19 protein-coding genes and 1 other annotated feature are annotated in these 22,276 nt (G+C 37.3%); of the genes, 2 read left to right on the top strand and 17 right to left on the bottom strand.

Features of this window, described 5'->3' with window-relative positions; translation table 11 throughout:
- The first annotated feature begins 84 nt into the window (after positions 1-84).
- Positions 85-270 (top strand): hypothetical protein, encoded by a 186-nt coding sequence (locus E1I69_RS12630; protein WP_136379958.1) that lies wholly within the window; start codon positions 85-87, stop codon positions 268-270.
- A gap of 47 nt (positions 271-317) precedes the next feature.
- On the opposite strand, the gene E1I69_RS12625 is transcribed toward E1I69_RS12630, so the two are convergent.
- The 6 genes from E1I69_RS12625 to E1I69_RS12600 all read right to left on the bottom strand — a co-directional run bounded on the left by E1I69_RS12625 (position 318) and on the right by E1I69_RS12600 (position 7,326).
- A complete protein-coding gene (locus tag E1I69_RS12625; protein ID WP_136379957.1) occupies positions 318-1,523 on the bottom strand; it encodes a putative glycoside hydrolase in 1,206 nt (401 codons plus the stop codon).
- A 200-nt stretch (positions 1,524-1,723) separates the two neighbouring features.
- Entirely contained in the window at positions 1,724-2,662 is a 939-nt protein-coding gene (locus E1I69_RS12620; RefSeq protein WP_136379956.1) for an ABC transporter ATP-binding protein, read from the bottom strand.
- Position 2,663: 1 nt separating this feature from the next.
- Positions 2,664-3,722: an ABC transporter ATP-binding protein gene (locus tag E1I69_RS12615; RefSeq protein ID WP_136379955.1), complete on the bottom strand. Its 1,059-nt coding sequence runs from the start codon at positions 3,720-3,722 to the stop codon at positions 2,664-2,666.
- Positions 3,723-3,734: 12 nt separating this feature from the next.
- The gene (locus E1I69_RS12610; protein ID WP_136379954.1) at positions 3,735-4,652 is read right to left on the bottom strand and encodes an ABC transporter permease; all 918 of its coding nucleotides are present in this window, start codon (positions 4,650-4,652) and stop codon (positions 3,735-3,737) included.
- Between the two features lie 3 nt (positions 4,653-4,655).
- A complete protein-coding gene (locus E1I69_RS12605) occupies positions 4,656-5,591 on the bottom strand; it encodes an ABC transporter permease (protein WP_136379953.1) in 936 nt (311 codons plus the stop codon).
- 106 nt (positions 5,592-5,697) lie between these two features.
- A complete protein-coding gene (locus E1I69_RS12600; RefSeq protein ID WP_136380003.1) occupies positions 5,698-7,326 on the bottom strand; it encodes a peptide ABC transporter substrate-binding protein in 1,629 nt (542 codons plus the stop codon).
- 182 nt (positions 7,327-7,508) lie between these two features.
- Positions 7,509-7,749, top strand: a binding site (T-box leader).
- 82 nt (positions 7,750-7,831) lie between these two features.
- Here E1I69_RS12600 and trpS point away from each other — a divergent pair.
- On the top strand, positions 7,832-8,821 hold the full coding sequence (trpS, locus tag E1I69_RS12595; RefSeq protein ID WP_136379952.1) for a tryptophan--tRNA ligase: 990 nt from the start codon (positions 7,832-7,834) through the stop codon (positions 8,819-8,821).
- 61 nt (positions 8,822-8,882) lie between these two features.
- Here the strand turns inward: trpS and E1I69_RS12590 are convergent, their stop codons facing one another.
- From E1I69_RS12590 to E1I69_RS12535, 11 genes are all read right to left on the bottom strand, one after another.
- A complete protein-coding gene (locus E1I69_RS12590) occupies positions 8,883-9,632 on the bottom strand; it encodes a YjbA family protein (RefSeq protein WP_136379951.1) in 750 nt (249 codons plus the stop codon).
- A gap of 476 nt (positions 9,633-10,108) precedes the next feature.
- Positions 10,109-11,017, bottom strand: coding sequence for an oligopeptide ABC transporter permease (opp4C, locus tag E1I69_RS12580; RefSeq protein WP_136379950.1), 909 nt, complete (start codon positions 11,015-11,017; stop codon positions 10,109-10,111).
- A 15-nt stretch (positions 11,018-11,032) separates the two neighbouring features.
- Positions 11,033-11,983: an ABC transporter permease gene (locus tag E1I69_RS12575; protein ID WP_136379949.1), complete on the bottom strand. Its 951-nt coding sequence runs from the start codon at positions 11,981-11,983 to the stop codon at positions 11,033-11,035.
- A gap of 137 nt (positions 11,984-12,120) precedes the next feature.
- Positions 12,121-13,794, bottom strand: a complete 1,674-nt coding sequence (locus E1I69_RS12570) for a peptide-binding protein (RefSeq protein WP_136379948.1) — start codon at positions 13,792-13,794, stop codon at positions 12,121-12,123.
- A gap of 114 nt (positions 13,795-13,908) precedes the next feature.
- A complete protein-coding gene (locus E1I69_RS12565; protein WP_136379947.1) occupies positions 13,909-14,931 on the bottom strand; it encodes an ABC transporter ATP-binding protein in 1,023 nt (340 codons plus the stop codon).
- Positions 14,928-15,911: an ABC transporter ATP-binding protein gene (locus E1I69_RS12560; protein WP_136379946.1), complete on the bottom strand. Its 984-nt coding sequence runs from the start codon at positions 15,909-15,911 to the stop codon at positions 14,928-14,930. Before E1I69_RS12560 ends, E1I69_RS12565 begins: the two co-directional genes overlap by 4 nt.
- Before the next feature lie 490 nt (positions 15,912-16,401).
- Positions 16,402-17,310 carry an oligopeptide ABC transporter permease gene (gene opp4C / locus E1I69_RS12555; RefSeq protein ID WP_136379945.1) on the bottom strand — a complete coding sequence of 303 codons (909 nt, stop codon included), beginning with the start codon at positions 17,308-17,310 and terminating at the stop codon, positions 16,402-16,404.
- 12 nt (positions 17,311-17,322) lie between these two features.
- Positions 17,323-18,288 carry an oligopeptide ABC transporter permease gene (gene opp4B, locus E1I69_RS12550; RefSeq protein ID WP_136379944.1) on the bottom strand — a complete coding sequence of 322 codons (966 nt, stop codon included), beginning with the start codon at positions 18,286-18,288 and terminating at the stop codon, positions 17,323-17,325.
- 91 nt (positions 18,289-18,379) lie between these two features.
- Entirely contained in the window at positions 18,380-20,095 is a 1,716-nt protein-coding gene (gene opp4A / locus E1I69_RS12545) for an oligopeptide ABC transporter substrate-binding protein (RefSeq protein WP_136379943.1), read from the bottom strand.
- A 45-nt stretch (positions 20,096-20,140) separates the two neighbouring features.
- On the bottom strand, positions 20,141-21,133 hold the full coding sequence (locus tag E1I69_RS12540) for an ABC transporter ATP-binding protein (RefSeq protein ID WP_136379942.1): 993 nt from the start codon (positions 21,131-21,133) through the stop codon (positions 20,141-20,143).
- Between the two features lie 2 nt (positions 21,134-21,135).
- Complete coding sequence (locus tag E1I69_RS12535) at positions 21,136-22,149, bottom strand: ABC transporter ATP-binding protein (protein WP_136379941.1); 1,014 nt, start codon at positions 22,147-22,149, stop codon at positions 21,136-21,138.
- Between the last annotated feature and the right edge of the window lie 127 nt (positions 22,150-22,276).

The following is a 22,276-nucleotide window of genomic DNA, read 5'->3' as shown; positions in this document are numbered from 1 at the left end:
CTTTTTCATTATTCCCTCTTTTAATCATACTTCACTTGGAATAGAATAGAAGTAGGAATACGTTTTCATTTGAGGGGGATATTCATGGCAAGCTACATAATGGATTTAGGTCTAATTGCTGTTTTGGTCATTGGAATTACTGCTTTAATGGGTGTTATGGCAAATGGTGTTGGAGAACGAGTTTTTGGCGGTAAGGCTGGATCAGATATCGTCAATCGTGATTCCCGTGTGAAGACTGGTTGGAAAAACGTAGGTGGACGAAAAAAATAACAAACTATAGGCTGGTCCCAAAGGTGATGGGACCGGCCAGTTTTTTTCTATGGTGTGTAATCCACACCCTTTGTATAGGTGTTTGCAGCGTTCCAAAGTAAGAATTCATGAATACCTTGGTCTTGCAACCCTTTTATTTGTGCTTCTATTTCATCCTTGCCGTATACCGTATAATTTCCTTTTCCAAGCCAACTTGCAGTAAAGTCCTGTAGCCAGGGTCTTGAAATAGGTCTATTTTCAATTTGGCCCAGTTTGTGGTTTTCAACTTTTGCATATTCTGAAACTAAACGATATGGTTCTAAGTCAGGGCGTGCAATACCAAAATAGGATGTCCAGTGACTCGGGTAAATCATGGAAGAAATGACATCGACATTCTCAGATATCTTGGAGAAATTTTGACCAATTCCTGGTGCTTCAGGCAATGTTGCTGTATATCCAAAAATATCAACTGAAACCTTAATATGATATGGATCTAATTTTTCTTTTGCATATGCTACGAAATCCGTGACAGCAGCCACACGTTTTTGTACATTATCTATATTCGCCTTCTCATATTCCCCCATGCCATAGGTTAAGGAACCATCTCGTTTCTCAAATCCTTCTGGAAAACGAACATAGTCAAATTGAATCTCTTGGAATCCAAGCTTTGCCGCTTCAATTGCAATCCCGACATTGTGATCCCAAACTTCTTTTAAAAATGGGTTCACGAATGCTTCCCCTCGTCCATTTGTCCAAACCTTATCGCCTACTTTAAAGGATAAATCGGGTCTTTGCTTTGCTAATACAGAATCTTTAAATACGACAACCCTGGCGATTGGATAGATTTGCTTCTCCTCAAGCTTTTTAAGTAAGGCAGTCGGATCTCTAATATAATCCTTACTTATCCCTTGATATTTCGAGCCCTTTGGTGGGACGTAAGTCAAATATCCGAAATCGTCCTTAACATCAATGACCATCGCATTTAGATCCGTTTCATCAATAAATTGGACAAGTCGTGGAAAACGGTCTCCACCCGCTGAATGTGCTGATACATAAATACCTCTAATAGCATCAGGATATTCGAATTGATAGCCTGAATTAAATTCAAACCGGTTCACCAGCTCTGGGATTTCTTTTTTAGTTATAACCGATTTACTCATAGAATGAGATTCCATCGTCAATATTTTATTTTCTGCAAATCCTGTATCTTTTACATAAAACACACCGAATCCAATTAAAGCGATAACTAATAGAAAAGAGATAAATTTTTTCATACTTTCCTCCTTCCTTCCACTCTTTACTTCCAGTTTATATGAATTTTTCAGAAAGTCCTACAAAATTAGACAATCTTTTCATAATTTTAATATTTATTCAATTGTATGAACTAGGTTGTCTTTATATTATATTCTTCTAAGAAACCCTTCTGATATTAATGGTAAATCTAATCAAAATAAAAAATGGCCCATTAGGCCATTTAGCTGTACTTTGCTTTATATTCTTTGTATTCTTTTTCCGAGCAGGCGACTAGATGTCCTGGTCTAATTTCACGGAGTTTTACCTCTTCATTTTCTGAGTATCCATGTTCTTTTGGATCGTAAATCAGTCTTTTACGATTTCGTTCATAATCTGGATCAGGCAGCGGAATTGCTGATAACAATGATTTTGTATATGGATGTATCGGGTTTGAATATAAATCGTTCGCATCTGCAAGCTCAACGATTTTCCCGAAATACATCACTCCTATTCGGTCACTTATATATTTGACCATTGACAAATCATGTGCAATAAACAAGTACGTCAATCCTTTTTCTTTTTGGAGCCTCTTCATCAGATTAACAACCTGTGCTTGAATCGAAACGTCTAAGGCTGAGATGGGCTCATCTGCAATAATAAAGTCTGGTTTAACTGCAAGTGCACGTGCAATTCCAATCCGCTGCCGCTGCCCTCCTGAGAATTCATGTGGATACCGATTTGCATGCTCACGGTTTAGCCCAACAGTTTCCAATAGTGAATAAACCTGTTCCATTCGCTCATTATTATTTTTAGCAAGCCCATGAATATCAATACCTTCAGCCACAATATCCGCTACAGTCATTCTCGGATTTAAGGAAGCGTATGGATCTTGGAAGATCATTTGCATTTTCCGGTTAAACTTTTTCAACTCTTTTTTCGACTTTTTCCCATGAACATTTTCACCGTTAAAAATAACCTCTCCACCGGTAGCGTTATATAAACGGATAATGGTCCTTCCCGTGGTTGACTTTCCGCAGCCTGACTCTCCCACAAGACCTAGTGTTTCTCCCTTGTAAATATCAAAGGTAATCCCATCCACCGCTTTGACCATATTTGGTTTTCCAACATTAAAATATTGCTTTAAATTTCTGATCTCAACTAGTTTTTGCTTTTCAGCCATTTCATTCATCATCCTTTCTGTGTTGCCTTTCGGATGAGAAGTTTTTCATTCGACGTTTTACAGCTTCAGGAGGCTCTACTTTAGGTGAATCAGGGTGAAGGAGCCATGTTGCTGCATAATGAGTATCCGTAACCTTAAACATTGGGGGTTCCATTTCATAATCAATTTTCATCGCGAAACGATTTCTTGGCGCAAACGCATCCCCTTTCGGAGGATTTGTAAGGTCTGGCGGTGACCCCGGAATAGCCATAAGCTCGGTTTGATTATCACTATCTAGACTTGGCATTGACGACAATAATCCCCATGTATAGGGATGTTTTGGGTTATAAAAAATTTCATCAACCGTCCCATATTCAACGATTTTCCCAGCATACATTACGGCAACTCGATCTGCGACATTGGCAACGACGCCTAAATCATGGGTGATAAAAATAATCGATGTTTCCAACTTCTTTTGGAGGTCCTTCATTAATTCCAAAATTTGCGCCTGGATCGTTACGTCCAAAGCCGTGGTTGGTTCGTCAGCAATCAATAATTTTGGGCTGGAAGCCAATGCAATAGCAATCATCGCACGCTGTCTCATCCCCCCACTAAATTCATGGGGATACTGATTCACCCGCTTCTCTGGGCTTGGGATTCCAACTAGTCTTAGAAGCTCGATTGCACGATCTTTTGCGTTTCCCTTAGACATATTTTGATGCTTAATCAAAACCTCCATAATTTGCATGCCAACCCTCATCGTCGGGTTAAGGGAGGTCATAGGGTCCTGAAAGATCATACCAATATCTTTTCCGCGAATCTTCTCCATTTCCTTATTGGTTTTTGGAACAAGATCCTCACCATCAAAAAGGATTTGACCTTTTGTAATTTTTCCAGGTGGCATTGGAATAAGCTTCATAATTGTTTGAGAGGTTACACTTTTACCTGACCCTGATTCCCCAACTATGGCAAGTGTTTCACCCTTATATAAATCAAAATTCACACCGCGGACTGCTTTTACTTCACCCGCATAGGTTTGAAAAGAGACTTCAAGGTCTTTTACTTCTAATAATTTTTCCATTCACTCACTCCCTTACTTGCGCAGCCTTGGGTCTAATGCATCTCGCATTCCATCGCCTATTACGTTGAAAGCAAAGATCGTGATACAGATTAACGTAGCCGGGAAAAACAAACGCCATGGATAATATTCAAAAGCCGGCAAGCCTTCTGAGGCCATTGTTCCCCAGCTGGCAAGTGGAACTTGTACACCTAAGCCAAGATAACTTAGAAAGGATTCAGTAAAAATTGCATTTGGAATCGTCAACGTCATCGTAACTAGAATGGGCCCCATGGAATTCGGAATCAAGTGCTTAAACATAATGCGCTTAACGTCAGCCCCTAAGGTTTGAGCCGCAAGAACATATTCCTGGTACTTTAACTGCAAGACTTGTCCTCTCACAATCCGCGCCATATTGATCCAACCGGTTATCGTCATCGCAAGAATCATAGTACCGAGCCCTTGTTCAAGAATTACCATGAGTAGAATCACTAATAACAAATAAGGTACCCCGTACAAAATATCTGCTAATCTCATCATAAATTCATCGACTTTTCCCCCCATATAGCCGGATATACCGCCCCATAAAACCCCAATTACTAGGTCAATAACAGCAGCTGCAAGTCCAATAAATAAAGAGATTCGCGCCCCTTGCCATGTTCTTGTAAAGACATCTCTTCCAAGTTCATCTGTTCCAAACCAATGCACGCTAGATGGTGCCTCATTGGCATGGGCAAGATCTGTTGTTCGATAATCAAATTCATTCATCATTGGCCCAAAAATCGCCATAATGAGTAAAAGGATTAATAATACGACTCCTGCTAATGAGAGTTTATTTTTCTTAAATCTTGAAGTGACATCCTTCCAAAAGGATAAACTTGGTTTCGAAATTTTTTCGGCTTCATTCTCATTTATAGTTGCGGGCGTAAACATTTCCTTAGGAATATTCTGCATACGTTACTCCCCTTTCTTTGCTCCAGATAACTTGATACGAGGATCAATAAATCCGTACAAAATATCGACAAGGAGAACAGAAATCAAGAGTAAGATACTATAAAAAACTGTGACTCCCATTATGACGGTATAATCACGGTTTGTGATACTCGTTACAAATTCGTCCCCTAATCCAGGTATTCCAAAGATTTTTTCAATCACAAAGCTTCCTGTTAAGATTCCAGCTGTTAATGGCCCCATGTAGGAGACTACAGGTAGCATTGCATTACGTATCGTATGCTTTATCGTAATCGTCCATTGAGCCAATCCTTTAGCACGAGCTGTTTTTATGTAATCATTGGCCAATACCTCGAGCATACTTGAACGTGTTAATCTTGCAATAAAGGCCATTGGTGAAGAGGCTAGAGCAATGGCAGGTAAAATCGTATGCATAAACGATTCCCATCTTGCAACTGGAAAAAGGTCTAGTTTTATAGCGAATACATATTGCAATACTGTTGCTAAAATGAAACTTGGAACAGAAATACCTAATACGGCAACAATCATCGCTGAATAATCCTGCCATTTGTTATGATAAAGGGCTGCAATCACACCTAAAACAACGCCAAATGCAATAGCCAATAAAATCGACTCAATCCCCAAGAAAAGGGAAATTGGAAATCCATTATTGATAATTTCATTTACTGTCATAGCTTTATATTTAAAGGATGGACCAAAATCCCATCTAGCCACATCATATAAATAATCAAAATACTGTTTATATAAGGGTTGATCCAAACCATAATGCGCATTTAGAGCCGCTTCAATTTCTGGAGGGACATCTTTCTCTTTCGTAAATGGACCACCTGGAGCCGCCTGCATTAAGAAAAATGTGGCCGTCACAATCAAGATGAGAGAAACGATCATGTAGATTAATCTCTTAATGATATACTTTGCCACTTCGTACACCTCCCATTGAATCACTTTTGATCTGTTCAAAAAGTAAGGTATATAGGTCAACTATATACCTTACTTTTATGTTTTATTTGAGAGGACCTATTTTGAATTATTCAAAATACGCCCACTTATATTGAACATCTCCTAATGGAGAAATAACCACACCTTTTAAATTCTCATTCTGAACCCAGTTGTTCGTATAGAAATAAATAGGTGCAATCGGCATTTCTCCGATGACCACTTGCTCAGCTTCTTTTAGTAAACCCAGTCGCTTATCTTTATCTGTTTCTTTTGCTGCTTGAGCAAGCAGGTTATTAAACTTCTCGCTTGTCCACCCGGTATCATTATTTCCTTGTGGGACTGTAAAAATTTCAAGGAAGTTTACAGGATCATTAAAATCAGCCAACCAGCCAGCACGACCAATTTGGAAATTACCTTGGTCAATATTATCAAGATACACGTTCCACTCAGCGTTATTAAGGGTTACATTGACCCCTAAATTCTTTCTCCACATATCTTGAACCGCTTGTGCAACTTTTTGGTGTCCTTCTGAAGTATTATAGGAAAGAGCAATCTCAGGAAGTTCAGATACATCTGCTAATCCAAGCTCATCTAATGCTTTTTGTAAATGTTCCTTTGCAGCATCCACGTCATTGTCTTTAAAATAGCCCTTTTCATTTTCCTTAAGAATTGCCGATGGAACTAAGGCCATTGCTGGTATTTGCCCACCTTGCGTAATATTTTCAACAATCGCTTTTCGATCGATTGCGTAAGATAAAGCTTTTCGAAGATTTTCATTCTGAAACGGTTCCTTATTAATATTAAACTTGTACCAATAGGTGCCAGCAATAGCGCTCTTTTGTAACGTACCTTCTTTGTCTAATGTGGGAATAACATCTGTCGGCAATGCTGATGTTGGAGCACCAGCCCAGTCCAACTCTCCTTTTTTGAAGCTTTGATATTCAGTATTTGGATCATTAATCATATCCATTGTGATTTTCTCAAGCTTGACTGAATCAGCATCCCAATAGTCTTTATTTTTATTGAGAGTAATACTTGCTGACTTATCTGCAATGACAAACGGTCCATTGGAAACATAGGATTCATCCACTCGATTTGCCCAATCCGGATTATCCTTTGCAATCTTACTATTTACGGGAAAATACGTATAAAAGGCCGTTAATTCTAAGAAATAAGCAGTTGGATTGACCAATTTTACCTCAAGTGTTTTATCATCAATTGCCTTAATACCAACACTGTCCATTTTTTCGATTGAAATATCTGGCGTGTTATAAGCGTCTTTTGCACCCTCAATATAATTGTATATTTGTGATGCATAATCTGATTGGTTTCCAGGCACCAATACCCATTTCCATGCATATTCAAAATCATGGGCTGTTACAGGATCGCCATTAGACCATTTAGCATCACGAAGCGTAAAAGTATACGTTTTGCCATCCTCAGAAACATCAATTTTTTCAGCCATCGCTTCTTCTGGTTCTCCATTTTTATTAATGCGAGTTAATCCTTCAAAAGCATGGGTCAATACGACCCCGGATGTTGAATCCGTTGCTAAGCCTGGATGTAATGTTGGAGGCTCTGAACTAATATTGATTCTTAGTTCTTGCTTTGTACCTTCGCCCTCAGCTCCGCCACCTTCTTTGTTCCCATTATCAAATGTGCCACAGGCTGAAAGTACGATCGTACTTGCAAAAAGTATACTTAATATCAACGACATTTTTTTCAAATAGATGACCTCCTAAATATGTAGTTTCCTTTTTTTGTTACCAAAGATATACGCTACTTATGTTGTTTCAAAACTGTTTAACTTATGCGTATGAGGCTTATATGTTTTCCATCGTTTTTTTGCTCCACTACTTGCAATTCGACATGAAAAGATTATAATAAAAATAATACGAATAACGGGCTATGAAGAAGAGTAGTACATATGATGACCATTATGAGGGAAATTCCTCTACCAGAGAGTCTGTGGTTGGTGTGAACAGGCAATGGAACATATGGAATGGACTTTTGAGCATCTTTGCTGAAAATTAGTAGTAGGCTTAGACGTGTTCCTTACGTTACAAGGATACGAGAGATTTTACTCAGTCGTTTGGGTAAAATAACTAGGGTGGCAACGCGGTAACCATTCGTCCCTAACATTTAATTGTTAGGTGCGGGTGGTTTTTTATTTTTGACTTAAACTACTCTTTATCATCCATATTTTAAAAGGAGCGAAACAAATGCAAACTATTTTTTCAGGGATTCAACCAAGTGGATCTGTAACATTAGGAAACTATATCGGGGCAATGAAACAATTTATTGAATTGCAAAATGAATATAATTGCTTCTATTGTATTGTGGACCAACACGCGATTACCGTACCACAAGACGCAAAAAAACTGCGCGAAAATATTAGAAGCTTAGCCGCACTTTATCTCGCAATAGGGCTTGACCCAGAAAAAGCAACACTATTCATTCAGTCAGAGGTTCCAGCACATGCTCAAGCAGGCTGGATGTTACAATGTGTCTCCTATATCGGGGAACTTGAGAGAATGACTCAATTTAAAGATAAATCACAAGGGAAAGAAGCCGTTGTCGCTGGATTATTAACATACCCACCTTTAATGGCTGGAGATATTCTTCTATATAATGCTGACCTTGTTCCTGTCGGTGAAGACCAAAAGCAACATATTGAATTAACTCGTGATCTCGCGGAAAGATTCAACAAAAAATATCGCGAAATCTTCACAATTCCAGATGCAAGGATACCTAAAGAAGGCGCAAGAATAATGTCGTTACAAGATCCTACAAAAAAAATGAGTAAGTCAGATCCAAATCCAAAAAGCTACATAGCCTTACTTGATGACCCGAAACAAATCGAGAAAAAAATCAAAAGTGCTGTAACCGATTCAGAGGGAATTGTGAAATTTGATAAGGAAAATAAACCGGGTATTTCTAACCTTCTTACCATTTATTCGAATTTCAGCAACAAATCCATTGAAGAAATCGAAACTTTTTATGAAGGTAAAGGTTACGGAGACTTTAAAGCCGACCTTGCTGAGGTTGTATTAAACGAAATTCGTCCCATTCAAGAAAGATATTACGACTTTCTAAATTCACCAAAATTAGACGAAATCCTTGACGCTGGTGCTGAAAAAGCCAATAAAGTAGCAAGTAAAACCGTCAAAAAAATGGAAAATGCCATGGGATTAGGAAGAAAAAGAAAATAATGAATACGAAAAAAAGGATTTGTTCCCGGACAAATCCTTTTTCTAATTAATTTTCATGCATTTACACTTTTGATTCATGTTCAATTTCCCAAAGCTTCTCAAAAAAAGGTTGGCCTTTAATTAGATTTTCGCATAATTGAACGTGCTTGCTTGTCCATCCATTTCTGGTTTCTTCATAGAGGTTTTGCCATACTTCTTCAAATTGCATTTCCTGAATTTCTTGATACCTCGAAGGATTCCATTCCGTATACCAATACCTAATCTCCGCTACATTTTTGGTGGAAGCTAACTGATCTAAAGCCATAAATAAAAGCTGCTTTAATTGCCTTTCCTTACGGGTTAGGCCCGCCATTTCAATTGGTGATGGAGACAAAATATGATATTCCTTTTCCATTGTGCTATCCTTACTATCAAAGGTATAAGGAATTGCTTCATGACCATTCACCATTTCATAAACGAGCTGTTCTTGCCGTGGAATCAATCGGCTTTTCCGAATCGGGATGTTATAGCCTATTGTGTCGATCGCCATAATCCCTTGGCCATCTGTTACAACAAAACAATAATCGAGTTGAATCCGTTCGTGATTTTTACGAACATACGCTTTTTGGTGAACATCCATAAGAAGTTGTTGTGGTAATTCCATTAAATCATTTTCAATGTAGTTAAACAACGGAGACTCAATTTTTAGCAAAGGTACCTGGTCTAACAGTTCAACACTATCTTCCTTGCGCCATTCATGGAAGTGACAAACGTTGTAACCATTTTCTTCACCTTCAAACCAATTTACCCAAATATCATGAAGAAACAACATTTTTTACCCCTCACTTCAAAGCTGTTTGTCAACAGTATAGGCAGATTGAGGAAGTTTTATTCCAAAATATTCTTGTATTGTTAGAAAATACGTGCACATGCTTATTCCTTTTTTGGAGGCTTTGCTGGAAAATAAATACTAATCCAAATCATCACTAAGCCCACTACAATTAGATAGCATTCGATTTTTTTACTAATGAATTGGAAGTATTCCAAAAAAGATAGACCTGTCGTAGTTAAATTTAAATAAGCAATGGTAGAAATTCCTCCATAAACCGCTAATACATACCCAACTAAAAAGAAAAAAGCCCTAACCATCTGTAAACCATACAATAAGAAAGTGATAATAATGGATTCTCAATTAAATCACCTGCTCGTCCTAATTTCTTACTATAATCTATGGTACGAGCTTGAAAAAGATGTCTAATGTAGAGTTATGTTCAAAAGAAAAAGCCAAGATCGCATCTTGGCTATTTTTTACTCATTTATTTTTGGATCCAATGCATCTCGTAGGCCATCACCTACAAAGTTAAAGCAAAGTACTGTAATTAATATCATTAACCCTGGTGCAGTTGGAACCCACCACTGGTTAAGCATGATTGTAATACTCTGCGCACCTTGAAGCATATTCCCCCAGCTTGGTGTTGGCGGCATAATACCTAATCCAAGGTAACTAAGAGCAGACTCTGCTAAGATAACTCCCCCAACGGCTAAGGTAGCCGCAACGATAATTGGCCCCATTGCATTAGGCAGAATTTCTCTAAAGATAATCGTAAAGCTTCTTGTACCAATTGTCTTTGAAGCCAATACAAACTCTCGACTTCGTAGGGATAAAAACTCACCGCGTACTAATCTGGCTGTCGTCATCCACCCTGTAAGGGCAAAAATAATGATTAACTTATCTACACCTGGCTTAAAAAGTGTAACAAGTGTGATTAACAAGAAAATTTGTGGAATTGATAACATGATATCTACAAATCTCATGACCAATGCATCAACAATACCACCAAAATATCCTGCTATAGCTCCAAGGGCTGTACCAATCGTGATTGCACCCGCAACTGAAGCAAAACCAACTAATAATGAAATTCTAGCCCCAAACAATAATCGTGTTAAGATATCTCGACCAAATGTATCTGTACCTAAAAGGTGTTCCTTACTTGGGTCTGCAAGTCTCTTAAACAAGTCTTGTTTATCCGGGTCATGTGGTGTTAATAATGGTGCAAATACTGCTGATAAAATAATCAGAATCAATAAGACTGCACCGATGACTGCAAGCTTATTTTTAAAAAACTTTCGTACCATGATTTTCGTTAATGTATCTGCTTTTGAAGATAAACCTTGTAACTCTATATCGTTTCCATGTGCTAAATTCGGTTGTGCCATCTTGCTTCCCCCCTTTTAGTATTCGATTCTCGGATCAAAGATAGCGTACAGAATATCGGCTATAAGATTTCCTGCTACTACTAAGACGGAGGAAATTACTGTTATTGCCATTACAATCGGATAGTCACGTTGGAATGCTGAATCAACGAATAATTTACCGAGGCCTGGCCATCCAAATACAGATTCAACAATAACTGAACCACCAATAAAGCTTGGTATCATAATTCCAAATATTGTAATAACTGGAATTAGCCCATTTCGCAATCCATGCTTTGCAATAACCTTGCCTTCTCTAAAACCTTTTGCCCTTGCAGTCCTCATATAGTCTTGATTAACAACCTCTATCATACTTGAACGAGTATATCTCGTTAAGCTCGCCATATCTGCTGTGGCTAAAACAAAGGCCGGTAAGATTAAATGGTGAATGCGATCCCAAATGCTGAAAGGAGCATTTAGTGTAGATGTACCCGAAGCCGGGAACCAGTGTAAATGAACTGAGAACACCATAATTAACACTAAACCAAACCAGAAATTTGGAATAGCAAGTCCTAAAAATGACGAAACGGTAACAGTATAGTCTACCTTAGAATACGGTCGTACAGCTGAAATTACACCAAAAGGTACTGCAATTGCGATGGCTAATATCGTAGATACTCCCATCAACAACAAGGTGTTCGGCAATCGATTCCAAATCAATTCAGAAACATCTCTTCCTTTATTAATAACGGAATCTCCAAAGTCACCTTGGAGCATATTGCCTAACCATTTAAAATACTGTATATGGACTGGGTCATTGAAGCCATATTTCTCCATAACCACTTCTCTATCTGCTGGACTAATATTAGGATCCATCATAAGTGCAGTCGGGTCACCTGGGGCCATATGCATGATCGCAAATGAGACGATGGTAATTCCTAATAATAGGGGAATAGCCATTAATGTTCGACGGATGATATAAGAGACCATAGCTATTTCTCCTTCACTTTTTAATAAATTCATATTCTATGTTCGATCTAGATACAGGTATCCAGTTATTTTCAGTATTTAAAAAGAAGGAAGGGAAAATTTACCCTTCCCTCTGCAACTATCATGTTTGTCTTTTATTATTCAGCAGTTTGTAACCACCATTTGTGTGCATTAAATAATTGATTTTTCGCATGGAACTCATAACCTTGTAATTCTTCTGGCATTGCACGGTACTCAATTGGGTAATACAAGAATGTGTAAGCTTGGTCTTCAACAAGAATTTGATATAGATCTTTGTGAATTTCTACGTAACGATCTCTATCAGTTGTTTGTCTTGCTTCTTCCATTAACTTGTCAGCTTCTTCGTTTTTATACCATACGAAGTTTAAGCCTTCAGCTGCTTGTGAAGAGTGGAAGATATCATATTGGTCAGGGAATGTTGATAGTGACCAACCAAGAATCATAGCCTCATAATCCCAGTTTGGAGCAGAGATAGCTTCAATAAACGCAGACCATTCAACGATTTCTGGTTTAGCTTCAACACCAATTTCTTTAAATTGTTGTTGTAACACTACAGCAATGTCTTCACGGACTTTGTTACCTTGGTTTGTTTTGATAGAGAATGACATTTCTTCGCCATCTTTATCTACGATACCGTTACCGTTTGTATCTTTCCAACCAGCTTCTTCAAGTAATTGTTTTGCTTTTTCTAAATCATATTCAAACTTTGGAACATCATCATTGTATGTCCACATTAATGGGCTATCAGGAGCATCAGCAGGTTGACCTGCACCATTCATAATGCTTTCAACAATTGCTTCTTTATTTACAGCGTGAGTGAACGCTTGACGAACTTTTTTATCTTGGAATCTTTTATCCTGTTGATTGAATGCAAGGAATGTATAAGATAATGCTAGATCTTCTTCAATCTTAACACCATCAATTGCTTTTACAGTATCAATCTCTGTACCAGGGAATGCATTGTACATATCAATTTCCCCAGCTTGTAATGCTGCGATTAATGCATTAGCATCTGCAACATACTTAGTTGTGATTGTATCTAAGTATGGACGACCTTCAAAGTAATCTTCATTAGCTTCTACCTTTACGTACTCACCATCTTTCCATTCTACAAATTTGAATGGACCAGTACCAATAGGATTTTTCGTATTAAATTCATTTTCATGTAATGTAGCAGGATCAACATCACCTAAGATGTGCTCAGGTAGTGGACCATATGATCCCAATGTAGTTGGATAGAAAGTTACATCTACTTTATTCAAAGTAAACTTAACAGTGTAATCATCAATTTTTTCAATTTTTTCTAAGCTTTCGAAGTTTGATTTACGCTCAGAAACTACATCTGGATTTTTCATCATGCTGTATGCAAATACTAAATCGTCGGCATTCATTTCTTCACCATCATGCCATTTTACGCCTTCTCTTAACTTAACAGTATAAACTAATCCATCATCTGAAACGTCAATCTTTTCAGCTAAGTCTAACTCAGTTTCAAGATTTTTATTTGTTTTAACAAGTGCGTTATAGATTAACCCCTCAATATCACTTGAAGCTGTATCAGTTGAGAAATATGGGTTAAACAAAGTTGGGCTACCAGCAGAACCAATTACTAAATCTCCACCAGTTACAGGATCAGTGTTTTTTGGTTCTTCTTTTGGTGTTTCTTCTTTCGGTGTTTCTTCTTTTTCAGTGTCAGTACCAGCTTTTTCGCCACCGGAACAAGCTGCTAAGAAAAGTGACATTACAAGTGTTAGGACTAAAAATAGCCATAAGCTTTTTCTTAACTTCACGTTTTTTCCCCCTATCATTTTGTTAGAATTTTTAGTTTTTACTACTTAGAATGATCCCTCTTAGGTGGCATCTCCTCCCTTCAAAGAATCTATATATTTTCTGTGCAGCCACCTTTACTCAAAAAGGTGACATGCAACAAAATGCCCTTGTTTAACTTCTTTAAATTCCGGTACCAGTTGGCGGCAAATATCTGTTGCTGCTGGACATCTTGTGTGGAACACACAGCCGCTTGGTGGATTTGAAGGGCTTGGAAGCTCTCCTTTAAGAACAATTCGTTCTCTTTTAATTGCCCCTACTTTTTTAGGGACTGGAACCGCTGATAATAATGCTTGTGTATATGGATGAAGTGGCTCAGCATATAAATCTTCTTTATTTGCTAATTCCATCATTCTACCTAAATACATAACTCCCACTCTATCACTTATATGTCTTACAACACTTAAGTCATGCGAGATAAAAATATACGTTAAGCCAAATTCTTCTTGAAGATCTTCCATTAAGTTTATTACTTGTGCTTGAATTGAAACGTCAAGTGCCGAAACAGGTTCATCAGCGATAATCAATTCAGGATTTAAAGCAAGTGCTCTTGCAATCCCGATTCTTTGACGCTGTCCTCCCGAGAATTCATGAGGATATCTATTGATATATGATGCGTTCAATCCAACTGTTTCCATTAATTCTTTTACTTTTTCTTCACGTTCTTTTGCCGTGTATAATTTATGTGTAATTAATGGTTCTTTGATGATTGAACGTAATGTTTTTCTAGGATTAAGGGTTGCGAAAGGATCCTGAAATACCATTTGAATGTCTCTTCTAACTGATTTCCTAAGTTCGCTTTCAGACATATGTGTGATGTCTTTACCCTTAAAGATGATTTTCCCATCGGTTGGTTCGTACAATCTGATTATGGTTCTTCCAGTTGTAGACTTTCCACATCCTGATTCCCCAACTAGTCCAATTGTTTCCCCTTTTTTAATTTGTAGGCTAATGCCGTCAACCGCCTTAACATTACCTACATTTCGCTGCAGAAGACCTGCTTTGATGGGGAAATATTTTTTTACATCTTGTAGCTCAAGTATGATATTACTATTTTCCTGTGATGAACCGACCGTCTTATCTAAATTTGTTGTAGTCATGCTTTAGCCCCCTCATCTTCATATAGGAAACAGCGAACTGCTCGGTCTTTACCCATTTGCTTTAACTGAGGAGCTTCTGCAAAACAGCGGTCAAATGCTTTTGTACACCGCGGAGCAAACCTGCATCCTTTTGGCATATTTTCTGGTGAAGGTACGTTTCCTTCTATAGATTGAAGGCGTTCAATCTCTCCTTCTATTGCAGGTATTGAGTTCATCAGTCCAACAGTGTATGGATGTAATGGTTCATCAAATAACTCATCTACCGGTGATTGCTCAACAACTTGCCCGCCATACATAACTACGATATTATCAGCAACCTCTGACACTACTCCCAAATCATGTGTAATTAAAAGAATGGAAGTATCAAATTTGCGACTAAGATCCTTCATTAAGTCAAGAATTTGAGCTTGGATTGTAACATCGAGTGCAGTGGTAGGTTCATCCGCAATTAGAAGCTTTGGATTACAGCTCATGGCAATCGCGATCATAACCCTCTGGCGCATACCACCCGAAAGACGATGTGGGTAATCATTTATTAATTCCGCAGCCCTTGAGAACCCTACCAATTCCAACATTTCAATTGCCTTTTTTGTTGCTTCTACTTTGGACAATTTTTGGTGATACATCAAAACCTCTATGATTTGTTCACCAACAGTAAGAACAGGGTTAAGAGAAGTCATTGGTTCTTGGAAAATCATTGACACTTCATTTCCGCGGACCTTACACATTTCAGCTTCTGATAAATCAACAAGATTTCTACCATCAAGAATGATTTCACCTTCAACGATTTTTCCAGCTGGGCTAGGTACGAGTTTCATAATTGAAAGTGAGGTAATACTTTTACCTGATCCTGACTCACCAACTATAGCTAAGGTTTCACCTTTTTTTATTTTCAAATCAACGCCATCTACGGCAGGTATTACTGTTTTCTTTTTATAGAAATATGTTTTAAGATTTTTTACTTCTAGTAATGTAGCCATAAATTAGGTTCACCTTCCTTATCGGAACTATATATAAGTTCACTCATTATTCAAAATATAATATATTTACAGAAATATCAACCAAATTTTCTAGCATTCTCTTGTTTTATCAAACTAAGGCTTTAAAGCGAGAAAGGTACTAAATTATCTGACAAAAGAATCACCTAAATTTTATTACAAAAAGATTACAAAAACAAGTCAATTTTTAAAATAGAGTTAATTTACATTAAAGAGTGAAAAATCCATTTTCTCTTAATCTATTTAAAATTCTATTAAAACTATGTCAAAATTGCAAGATAATTTTTATTATTGTCATTATTTTTTCTTGAATCATTTGATTTAATAGGGTTTACAAACGAAACATTTGTAATAACCTTTTGTAAAAATGAGGTTTTTTTGTTTTCTCGATATAATACTTTATCGCAAAAAAGCGTTGAATCAGTAAAATTTTTGACAAAAAAAAGATCCATCACACTTTGTGATAGATCTGCTAACGGTTGGATTTTGGATTTAGTGCATCCTTTAACCCTTCGCCTATGAAATTAATTGATAAAATCGTTAATGTAATGGCTATTGCTGGAGGAGCCCACATCCAAGTAATATTACGTAAAACATCGGCATCCCTAGCTTCTGCTAACATATTCCCCCAGCTTGGTGTATTCGTTGGTACCCCAAAGCCTAGAAAACTTAGACCTGATTCAGCAACAATCATAACTGCCAAGATTAACGTCGCTTGTACGATGATTGTGGAGGAAACGTTTGGCAATAGATGTTTAATGATGATTTTCGATGGCCTTGTCCCTATCGATTTTGCAGCAAGAATATATTCATTTTCTTTTTCTGCTAAAACTTTACTTCGAACAATACGGGCAACCCCACCCCAACTCAGTAAGCTCATCACAATAATCAGAGTCCATGCTCCCGTTACCTTGCCGGTAAGAATACTGTTTAAAACAATAACAAAGATCATGAATGGGAATACTAAAACAAAGTCTGTAAAACGCATTAACATTTGGTCTATTTTCCCACCATTATAGCCTGCTACAGAACCAACTATTGTTCCGATTAAAGTAATAAAGAGGGTACACGAAAATCCGATCATCAAAGATGTTCTCGCACCGTGTAACATTCTAGCAAATACGTCACGTCCATTTGTATCTGTACCAAGCCAGTTCTCACCTGAAGGCTCTTTCCTCATGTTCATGAAATCAACACGAACAATATCTTGCTTATTAAATATCGGTCCAAAAATAGCAACCAACACAATACAGATTAGAAAAACTAAACTGATCATAGCTAGTTTGTTTTTCATGAATTTCCTTCTGGCTATCGCCCAAGGAGAAAGGCTTTTTGTTTCATTTTTTGGTGAATTTACATTTGTATTCGTAACTACTTCCATTTATTCTCCTCCTTAATCCAATCGAATGCGCGGATCCACAATTCCATACAGTAAATCTGCGATAAGATTTCCGAAAAGTGTTAAAAATGAAAGTAACATTGTGATCGTCATCATAACAGCATAATCCCTTGTATTAACGGATTCTAAGAAAAGTTGTCCGATTCCTGGATATGTGAAAATAGTTTCAGTTATAACCGCACCACCTATTAAGGTAGCAATATCGAATCCTAAAAATGTTACTAACGGAATAATAGAATTACGTAGAATGTGCTTATTATAGATTGTTGATTCTTTTGTTCCTTTTGCCCTTGCTGTTCTTACAAAGTCTTTTCGACTATTTTCGATAATATCATTTCGTAAGAATTGCGTGTATGAAGCAGTACCCATTAATCCTAAAACGAGTGCTGGTAACATCACATGGTGAAATTTACTTGCATAATATTGAAACGTTCCTTCATCGAGTCCAACTTCAACTGATCCACTGAATGGGAACCAATTAAGCTGAAACGAAAAGAAATAGATTGCCACAATACCCGCAACAAACGATGGAACAGCTAATCCTATATAGTTATAACTTGCAATCAGATTATCTCCAAGTTTATACGGTTTTCGTCCTGCATACATTCCCATTAAGAATGAAAAAATGTACGTAAAAAATAAAGATACAAGTGCTAAAAATAAGGTGTTTGGAATTTTTTGAGCGATTAGCTTTGAAACATCCATTTTATGTGTAGTAGATTTGCCAAAATCACCCTGTGCGAAATCAGTTACCCATCTCCAATACTGTACATAGATTGGGTCGTTATAGCCCAATTTTTCTCGCATTTCTTCAATGTATTTTGGATCAGTATTTGATGGATCAATTTCTCCTCCAAACGGGTCACCCGGCATTATTTTCGCCAAGGAAAAAACCACAATTGAGGCAAGGAGTAATAATGGAATCATGCCTAGTATTCTTCTAATTGAGTATTGGAGCATGTTAATTTCTCCTTAATCTAAAAAATTCATACTTAAAATTGAAGTTCAAAAAGCCACAAGTCGTGACTTTTTGAACTCTACTAACCTATGATCAGTCAGTTACATACCACTTATGAACATTGTCTTGGAATCCAACAGCATTTACATGTACACCTTGTAGGCGATCATTAATTCCATAAAGGTCCATGTTCTCCCATAATGGAAGTGCTGGCAATTCTTCGTTGAACAGTTTTTGCCACTCAACATAAACTTGTCCACGGTATTCTTTATCAAACGCTTTTTCACTTAAACCTTCATCAAGAAGTCTTTGGCTATCTTCATTTACCCAACGACCATAGTTCCACTCAGCATCATTTGCCCATAGACCAGATGGATCTGGGTCAGAACCAGTTCCCCAAGAACCGAAGAATGCTTCTAATTCTTTATCGTCGTTGTCTTTCATTTCATTGTATAGGTTGAACTCAATTAGACTACCAGTAGCTAATTCAGTTTTGACACCGATATCATTCCAGCTTTGGATGATTGCTTGTGAACGACCTTCAAATGTTGCATTTCCTGCATAGTGACCAAATTTGATAGTGAATGGCTTACCTTCTGGATCTTCTACAAATCCATCACCATCTACATCTTTGTAACCAGCAGAAGCTAATAATTCTTTTGCTTTTTCTTGATTAAATTCATATTGGTTTAGTTCTGAATCATCAGCAGCCATCCAGAAAGCTGAAGGAATAACTGTATTGAATACTTTCCCTTTACCAGATAAGAAACCATCAATCATTGCTTGACGATCAATTGCATATAATAAAGCTTGACGTAATTCTTTAGACTTAAACTTATCAAAATCTGCTACGTTCGTACGTGTAGCTTGATCACGATGACCAAAACGAAGACCGATATAAGAGTATACAGTTCCAGTAGCTTCTTCTACGCGAACATGATCCATTTTTTCTAATTCTTTAACAGAAGCAGGAGCAATGTTCATAATGTCAATTTCGCCATTTTGGAACGCACCGTTTGCTAATGAAGGATCAATAACTTTGATAACTACTCCATCAAGAAGTGGTTTTCCTTCCCAATAATCATCAAAACGTTCTAATTCAACATATTCACCAGGTACAACTTTTTTCACTTTGAATGGTCCAAGACCTACTGGGTTTAGACGAACTTGATCAGATTCTCCAAGTTCAGCAACAGGAACGCCTTCATAATGTTTCTTAGGCATTGGATCTGACCAAAGATTTTCTAAGTTGTTGATTTTTACTTCTTTAAAAGTGACTGCAACTGTGTATTTATCAATTACATTAACACCTTCAATATGGTCTGCTTTTCCTTCTTTTTTCTCAGTAGCACCTTTGATTCCTTCAACATAGTTGAAACGTGAACCATCATAATCTGGGTCTGCGATTGTTTCAAGAGCAAATGCATAGTCATCAGCTGTTAACTCTTCCCCATTGTGCCATTTAACGCCTTCTTTAAATTTAAAAGTATACGTTAATTTGTCATCGCTGATTGTCCATTCAGCAAGATTAGGTACATATTCAAGGTCATCATTTACTTTGTAAATACTACCACCAGTAAAACCTAGAATTTGTGCATCAATAACACTTCTATAATATGCAGATTCAAAAACACCTTCAGGAGCTTGGTCAACTGCTAAAGTGATTGTTCCGCCTTCTTTTGGTTCAGCTGTTTCTGAGCCAGTGTTTTCATTTTCTTTTTCAGCTTTTTCTTCATTGCCACCGCATGCTGCTAGAAATAATGACATAACTAGCAAAAGTACGATTGTCCACAATGCTGACTTTTTCATGTAGGTTTTCCCCCTTTAAGTATGTTGGTAAAAATTTTCTGCCATTTATTTGTGTAAATGACAAGCCACCTTATGTCCTGGCTTCACCTCCTTTAATTGTGGTTTAACTTTAGAACATTCCTCCATTGCCATTGGACATCTTGGATGGAATGGGCAACCACTTGGTGGATTTGCTGGACTTGGAACATCACCTTGAAGAACAATTCTTTCCTTTTTCTTTCTTGGATCAGGCTCCGGAATCGCAGAAATCAATGCCTGTGTATATGGATGAAGTGGTTCAGCATATAAGTCATCCTTTTCTGCAATTTCAACAATACCACCCAGATACATAACTCCAATTCTGTCACTCATGTGTTTTACAACACTTAAGTCATGAGCGATGAAAAGAAATGTCAATCCGAACTCTTCTTGTAATTCTTTTAATAAATTTAATACTTGCGATTGAACCGATACATCAAGCGCTGAAACGGGTTCATCTGCGATAATTAATTTTGGCTTAAGCGCTAAAGCACGCGCAATTCCGATTCTTTGACGTTGTCCCCCGGAGAACTCATGAGCGTATTTATAAAAAGCATCTTCAGGAAGGCCAACCCTTTTTAATAAATCTATTACTTCATTTTTTAATGCTTTTAGTGATTTTCCAGTGTAGTTCATGATTGGTTCCGCTACGATATCCCCAACCATCTGCATTGGATTTAGTGATGCGTATGGATCTTGGAACACCATTTGGAAATCCTTTCTGATATCCCTCAAGCGTTTTCCCTTTAGGTTCGTAATATCTTCACCATCTAAAAGAATCTGACCCTCTGTTGGTTCAAGTAAGCGAAGAATGGTTCTTCCGGTTGTAGATTTCCCACATCCTGATTCACCAACAAGACCTAAAGTTTCACCATGTTTAATTTCAAATGAAACACCATCAACCGCTTTTACATTTCCGATGGTCTTTCTCATAAACCCACCTTTGATTGGATAGTAGGTTTTTAGATTTTTAACTTCTAATATAAGATTGTCTTTTTTCTCTAGTGTTGGATTAGTCATTCTTATTTCACCTCTTCTACAGGTCGACTACTCTTATACAATAGACAGGAAACATCATGTCCATCTTCAACTTCCGCTAATACCGGTGTAATGGTCTTACATTCAGGCATTGCTGCTGGGCAGCGGTCAGCAAAACGGCAACCCGTTTTAGGCATATTTTTTAAGGATGGTACAATTCCTTCAATCGAACCTAATGTTTCAACTTCCTCATGAAGTTTTGGAATAGATTCCATCAAGAGTTTTGTATATGGATGTTTTGGATTATAGAAAAGTGTATCAACATCTGTTCTTTCAACAATTTTACCCGCGTACATGACAATTACTTCATCACACATCTCCGCTACAACACCAAGGTCATGTGTAATTAAAATAACTGACATATCATTCTTTTCTTGAATCGTTTTTAAGAGTTCGAGTATTTGCGCCTGAACTGTAACATCAAGAGCGGTTGTCGGCTCGTCAGCGATTAATAGTTTTGGTTGACATGCAATAGCCATTGCAATCATTACACGCTGCCTCATCCCACCAGATAGCTGGTGAGGATATTCATCTACAATACTATCAGGACGAGAAATTCCCACTTGAGTTAGAAGTTCAATACTTATTTTTCTTGCTCTTTGCTTTGAGATATTTTGGTGGTTTAATAGAACCTCATCTAATTGAAACCCAATTGTGAAAACTGGATTAAGAGCTGTCATTGGTTCCTGGAAGATCATTGAAATGTCTTTCCCACGAATTTTATTCATTTCAGTTTCTGTTAGATGTTCAATATTATTTCCTTGAAAAACTACTTCTCCGTCGGTAATTTCTCCGATTCCTATAGGTAATAGTTTCATAACGGACATTGACATTACACTTTTTCCACAGCCGGATTCTCCAACAATTCCGACAATTTGACGCGGATTAACTTTAAAAGAAACATCATCCACTGCATGATAGATTTCTCCATCTATGTTAAACCCTGTTTTTAATCCCTTTACCTCTAGCAAAGGTGCCCCATTATTTGGCTGTTGCATAAAAACACCCCAAATTCTTCTAGATTAGCCACATTTATTTCGTAAATAAAATAATATTACTATAATGTTAAAATTGCAAGACAATTTTATATATTTAAAGATGAAAATGGAAGAATCCTTGTTATAT

It is taken from the genome of Bacillus timonensis (genome assembly GCF_004799755.1).
In the GTDB taxonomy this organism is placed as follows: Bacteria; Bacillota; Bacilli; order Bacillales; family Bacillaceae_L; genus Ferdinandcohnia; species Ferdinandcohnia timonensis_A.
The sequence above is the reverse complement of the archived record's forward strand: the minus strand, read 5'-3'. Positions and strand labels throughout refer to the sequence as shown.

What these genes read in the sequence shown, in the direction of transcription:
- E1I69_RS12630 (WP_136379958.1), top strand. Translation starts at nt 85, where the DNA reads ATGGCAAGCTACATAATGGATTTAGGTCTAATTGCTGTTTTGGTCATT.
- E1I69_RS12625 (WP_136379957.1), bottom strand. Translation starts at nt 1,523, where the DNA reads ATGAAAAAATTTATCTCTTTTCTATTAGTTATCGCTTTAATTGGATTC.
- E1I69_RS12620 (WP_136379956.1), bottom strand. Translation starts at nt 2,662, where the DNA reads ATGGCTGAAAAGCAAAAACTAGTTGAGATCAGAAATTTAAAGCAATAT.
- E1I69_RS12615 (WP_136379955.1), bottom strand. Translation starts at nt 3,722, where the DNA reads ATGGAAAAATTATTAGAAGTAAAAGACCTTGAAGTCTCTTTTCAAACC.
- E1I69_RS12610 (WP_136379954.1), bottom strand. Translation starts at nt 4,652, where the DNA reads ATGCAGAATATTCCTAAGGAAATGTTTACGCCCGCAACTATAAATGAG.
- E1I69_RS12600 (WP_136380003.1), bottom strand. Translation starts at nt 7,326, where the DNA reads ATGTCGTTGATATTAAGTATACTTTTTGCAAGTACGATCGTACTTTCA.
- trpS (WP_136379952.1), top strand. Translation starts at nt 7,832, where the DNA reads ATGCAAACTATTTTTTCAGGGATTCAACCAAGTGGATCTGTAACATTA.
- E1I69_RS12590 (WP_136379951.1), bottom strand. Translation starts at nt 9,632, where the DNA reads ATGTTGTTTCTTCATGATATTTGGGTAAATTGGTTTGAAGGTGAAGAA.
- opp4C (WP_136379950.1), bottom strand. Translation starts at nt 11,017, where the DNA reads ATGGCACAACCGAATTTAGCACATGGAAACGATATAGAGTTACAAGGT.
- E1I69_RS12575 (WP_136379949.1), bottom strand. Translation starts at nt 11,983, where the DNA reads ATGGTCTCTTATATCATCCGTCGAACATTAATGGCTATTCCCCTATTA.
- E1I69_RS12565 (WP_136379947.1), bottom strand. Translation starts at nt 14,931, where the DNA reads ATGACTACAACAAATTTAGATAAGACGGTCGGTTCATCACAGGAAAAT.
- E1I69_RS12560 (WP_136379946.1), bottom strand. Translation starts at nt 15,911, where the DNA reads ATGGCTACATTACTAGAAGTAAAAAATCTTAAAACATATTTCTATAAA.
- opp4C (WP_136379945.1), bottom strand. Translation starts at nt 17,310, where the DNA reads ATGGAAGTAGTTACGAATACAAATGTAAATTCACCAAAAAATGAAACA.
- opp4B (WP_136379944.1), bottom strand. Translation starts at nt 18,288, where the DNA reads ATGCTCCAATACTCAATTAGAAGAATACTAGGCATGATTCCATTATTA.
- opp4A (WP_136379943.1), bottom strand. Translation starts at nt 20,095, where the DNA reads ATGAAAAAGTCAGCATTGTGGACAATCGTACTTTTGCTAGTTATGTCA.
- E1I69_RS12540 (WP_136379942.1), bottom strand. Translation starts at nt 21,133, where the DNA reads ATGACTAATCCAACACTAGAGAAAAAAGACAATCTTATATTAGAAGTT.
- E1I69_RS12535 (WP_136379941.1), bottom strand. Translation starts at nt 22,149, where the DNA reads ATGCAACAGCCAAATAATGGGGCACCTTTGCTAGAGGTAAAGGGATTA.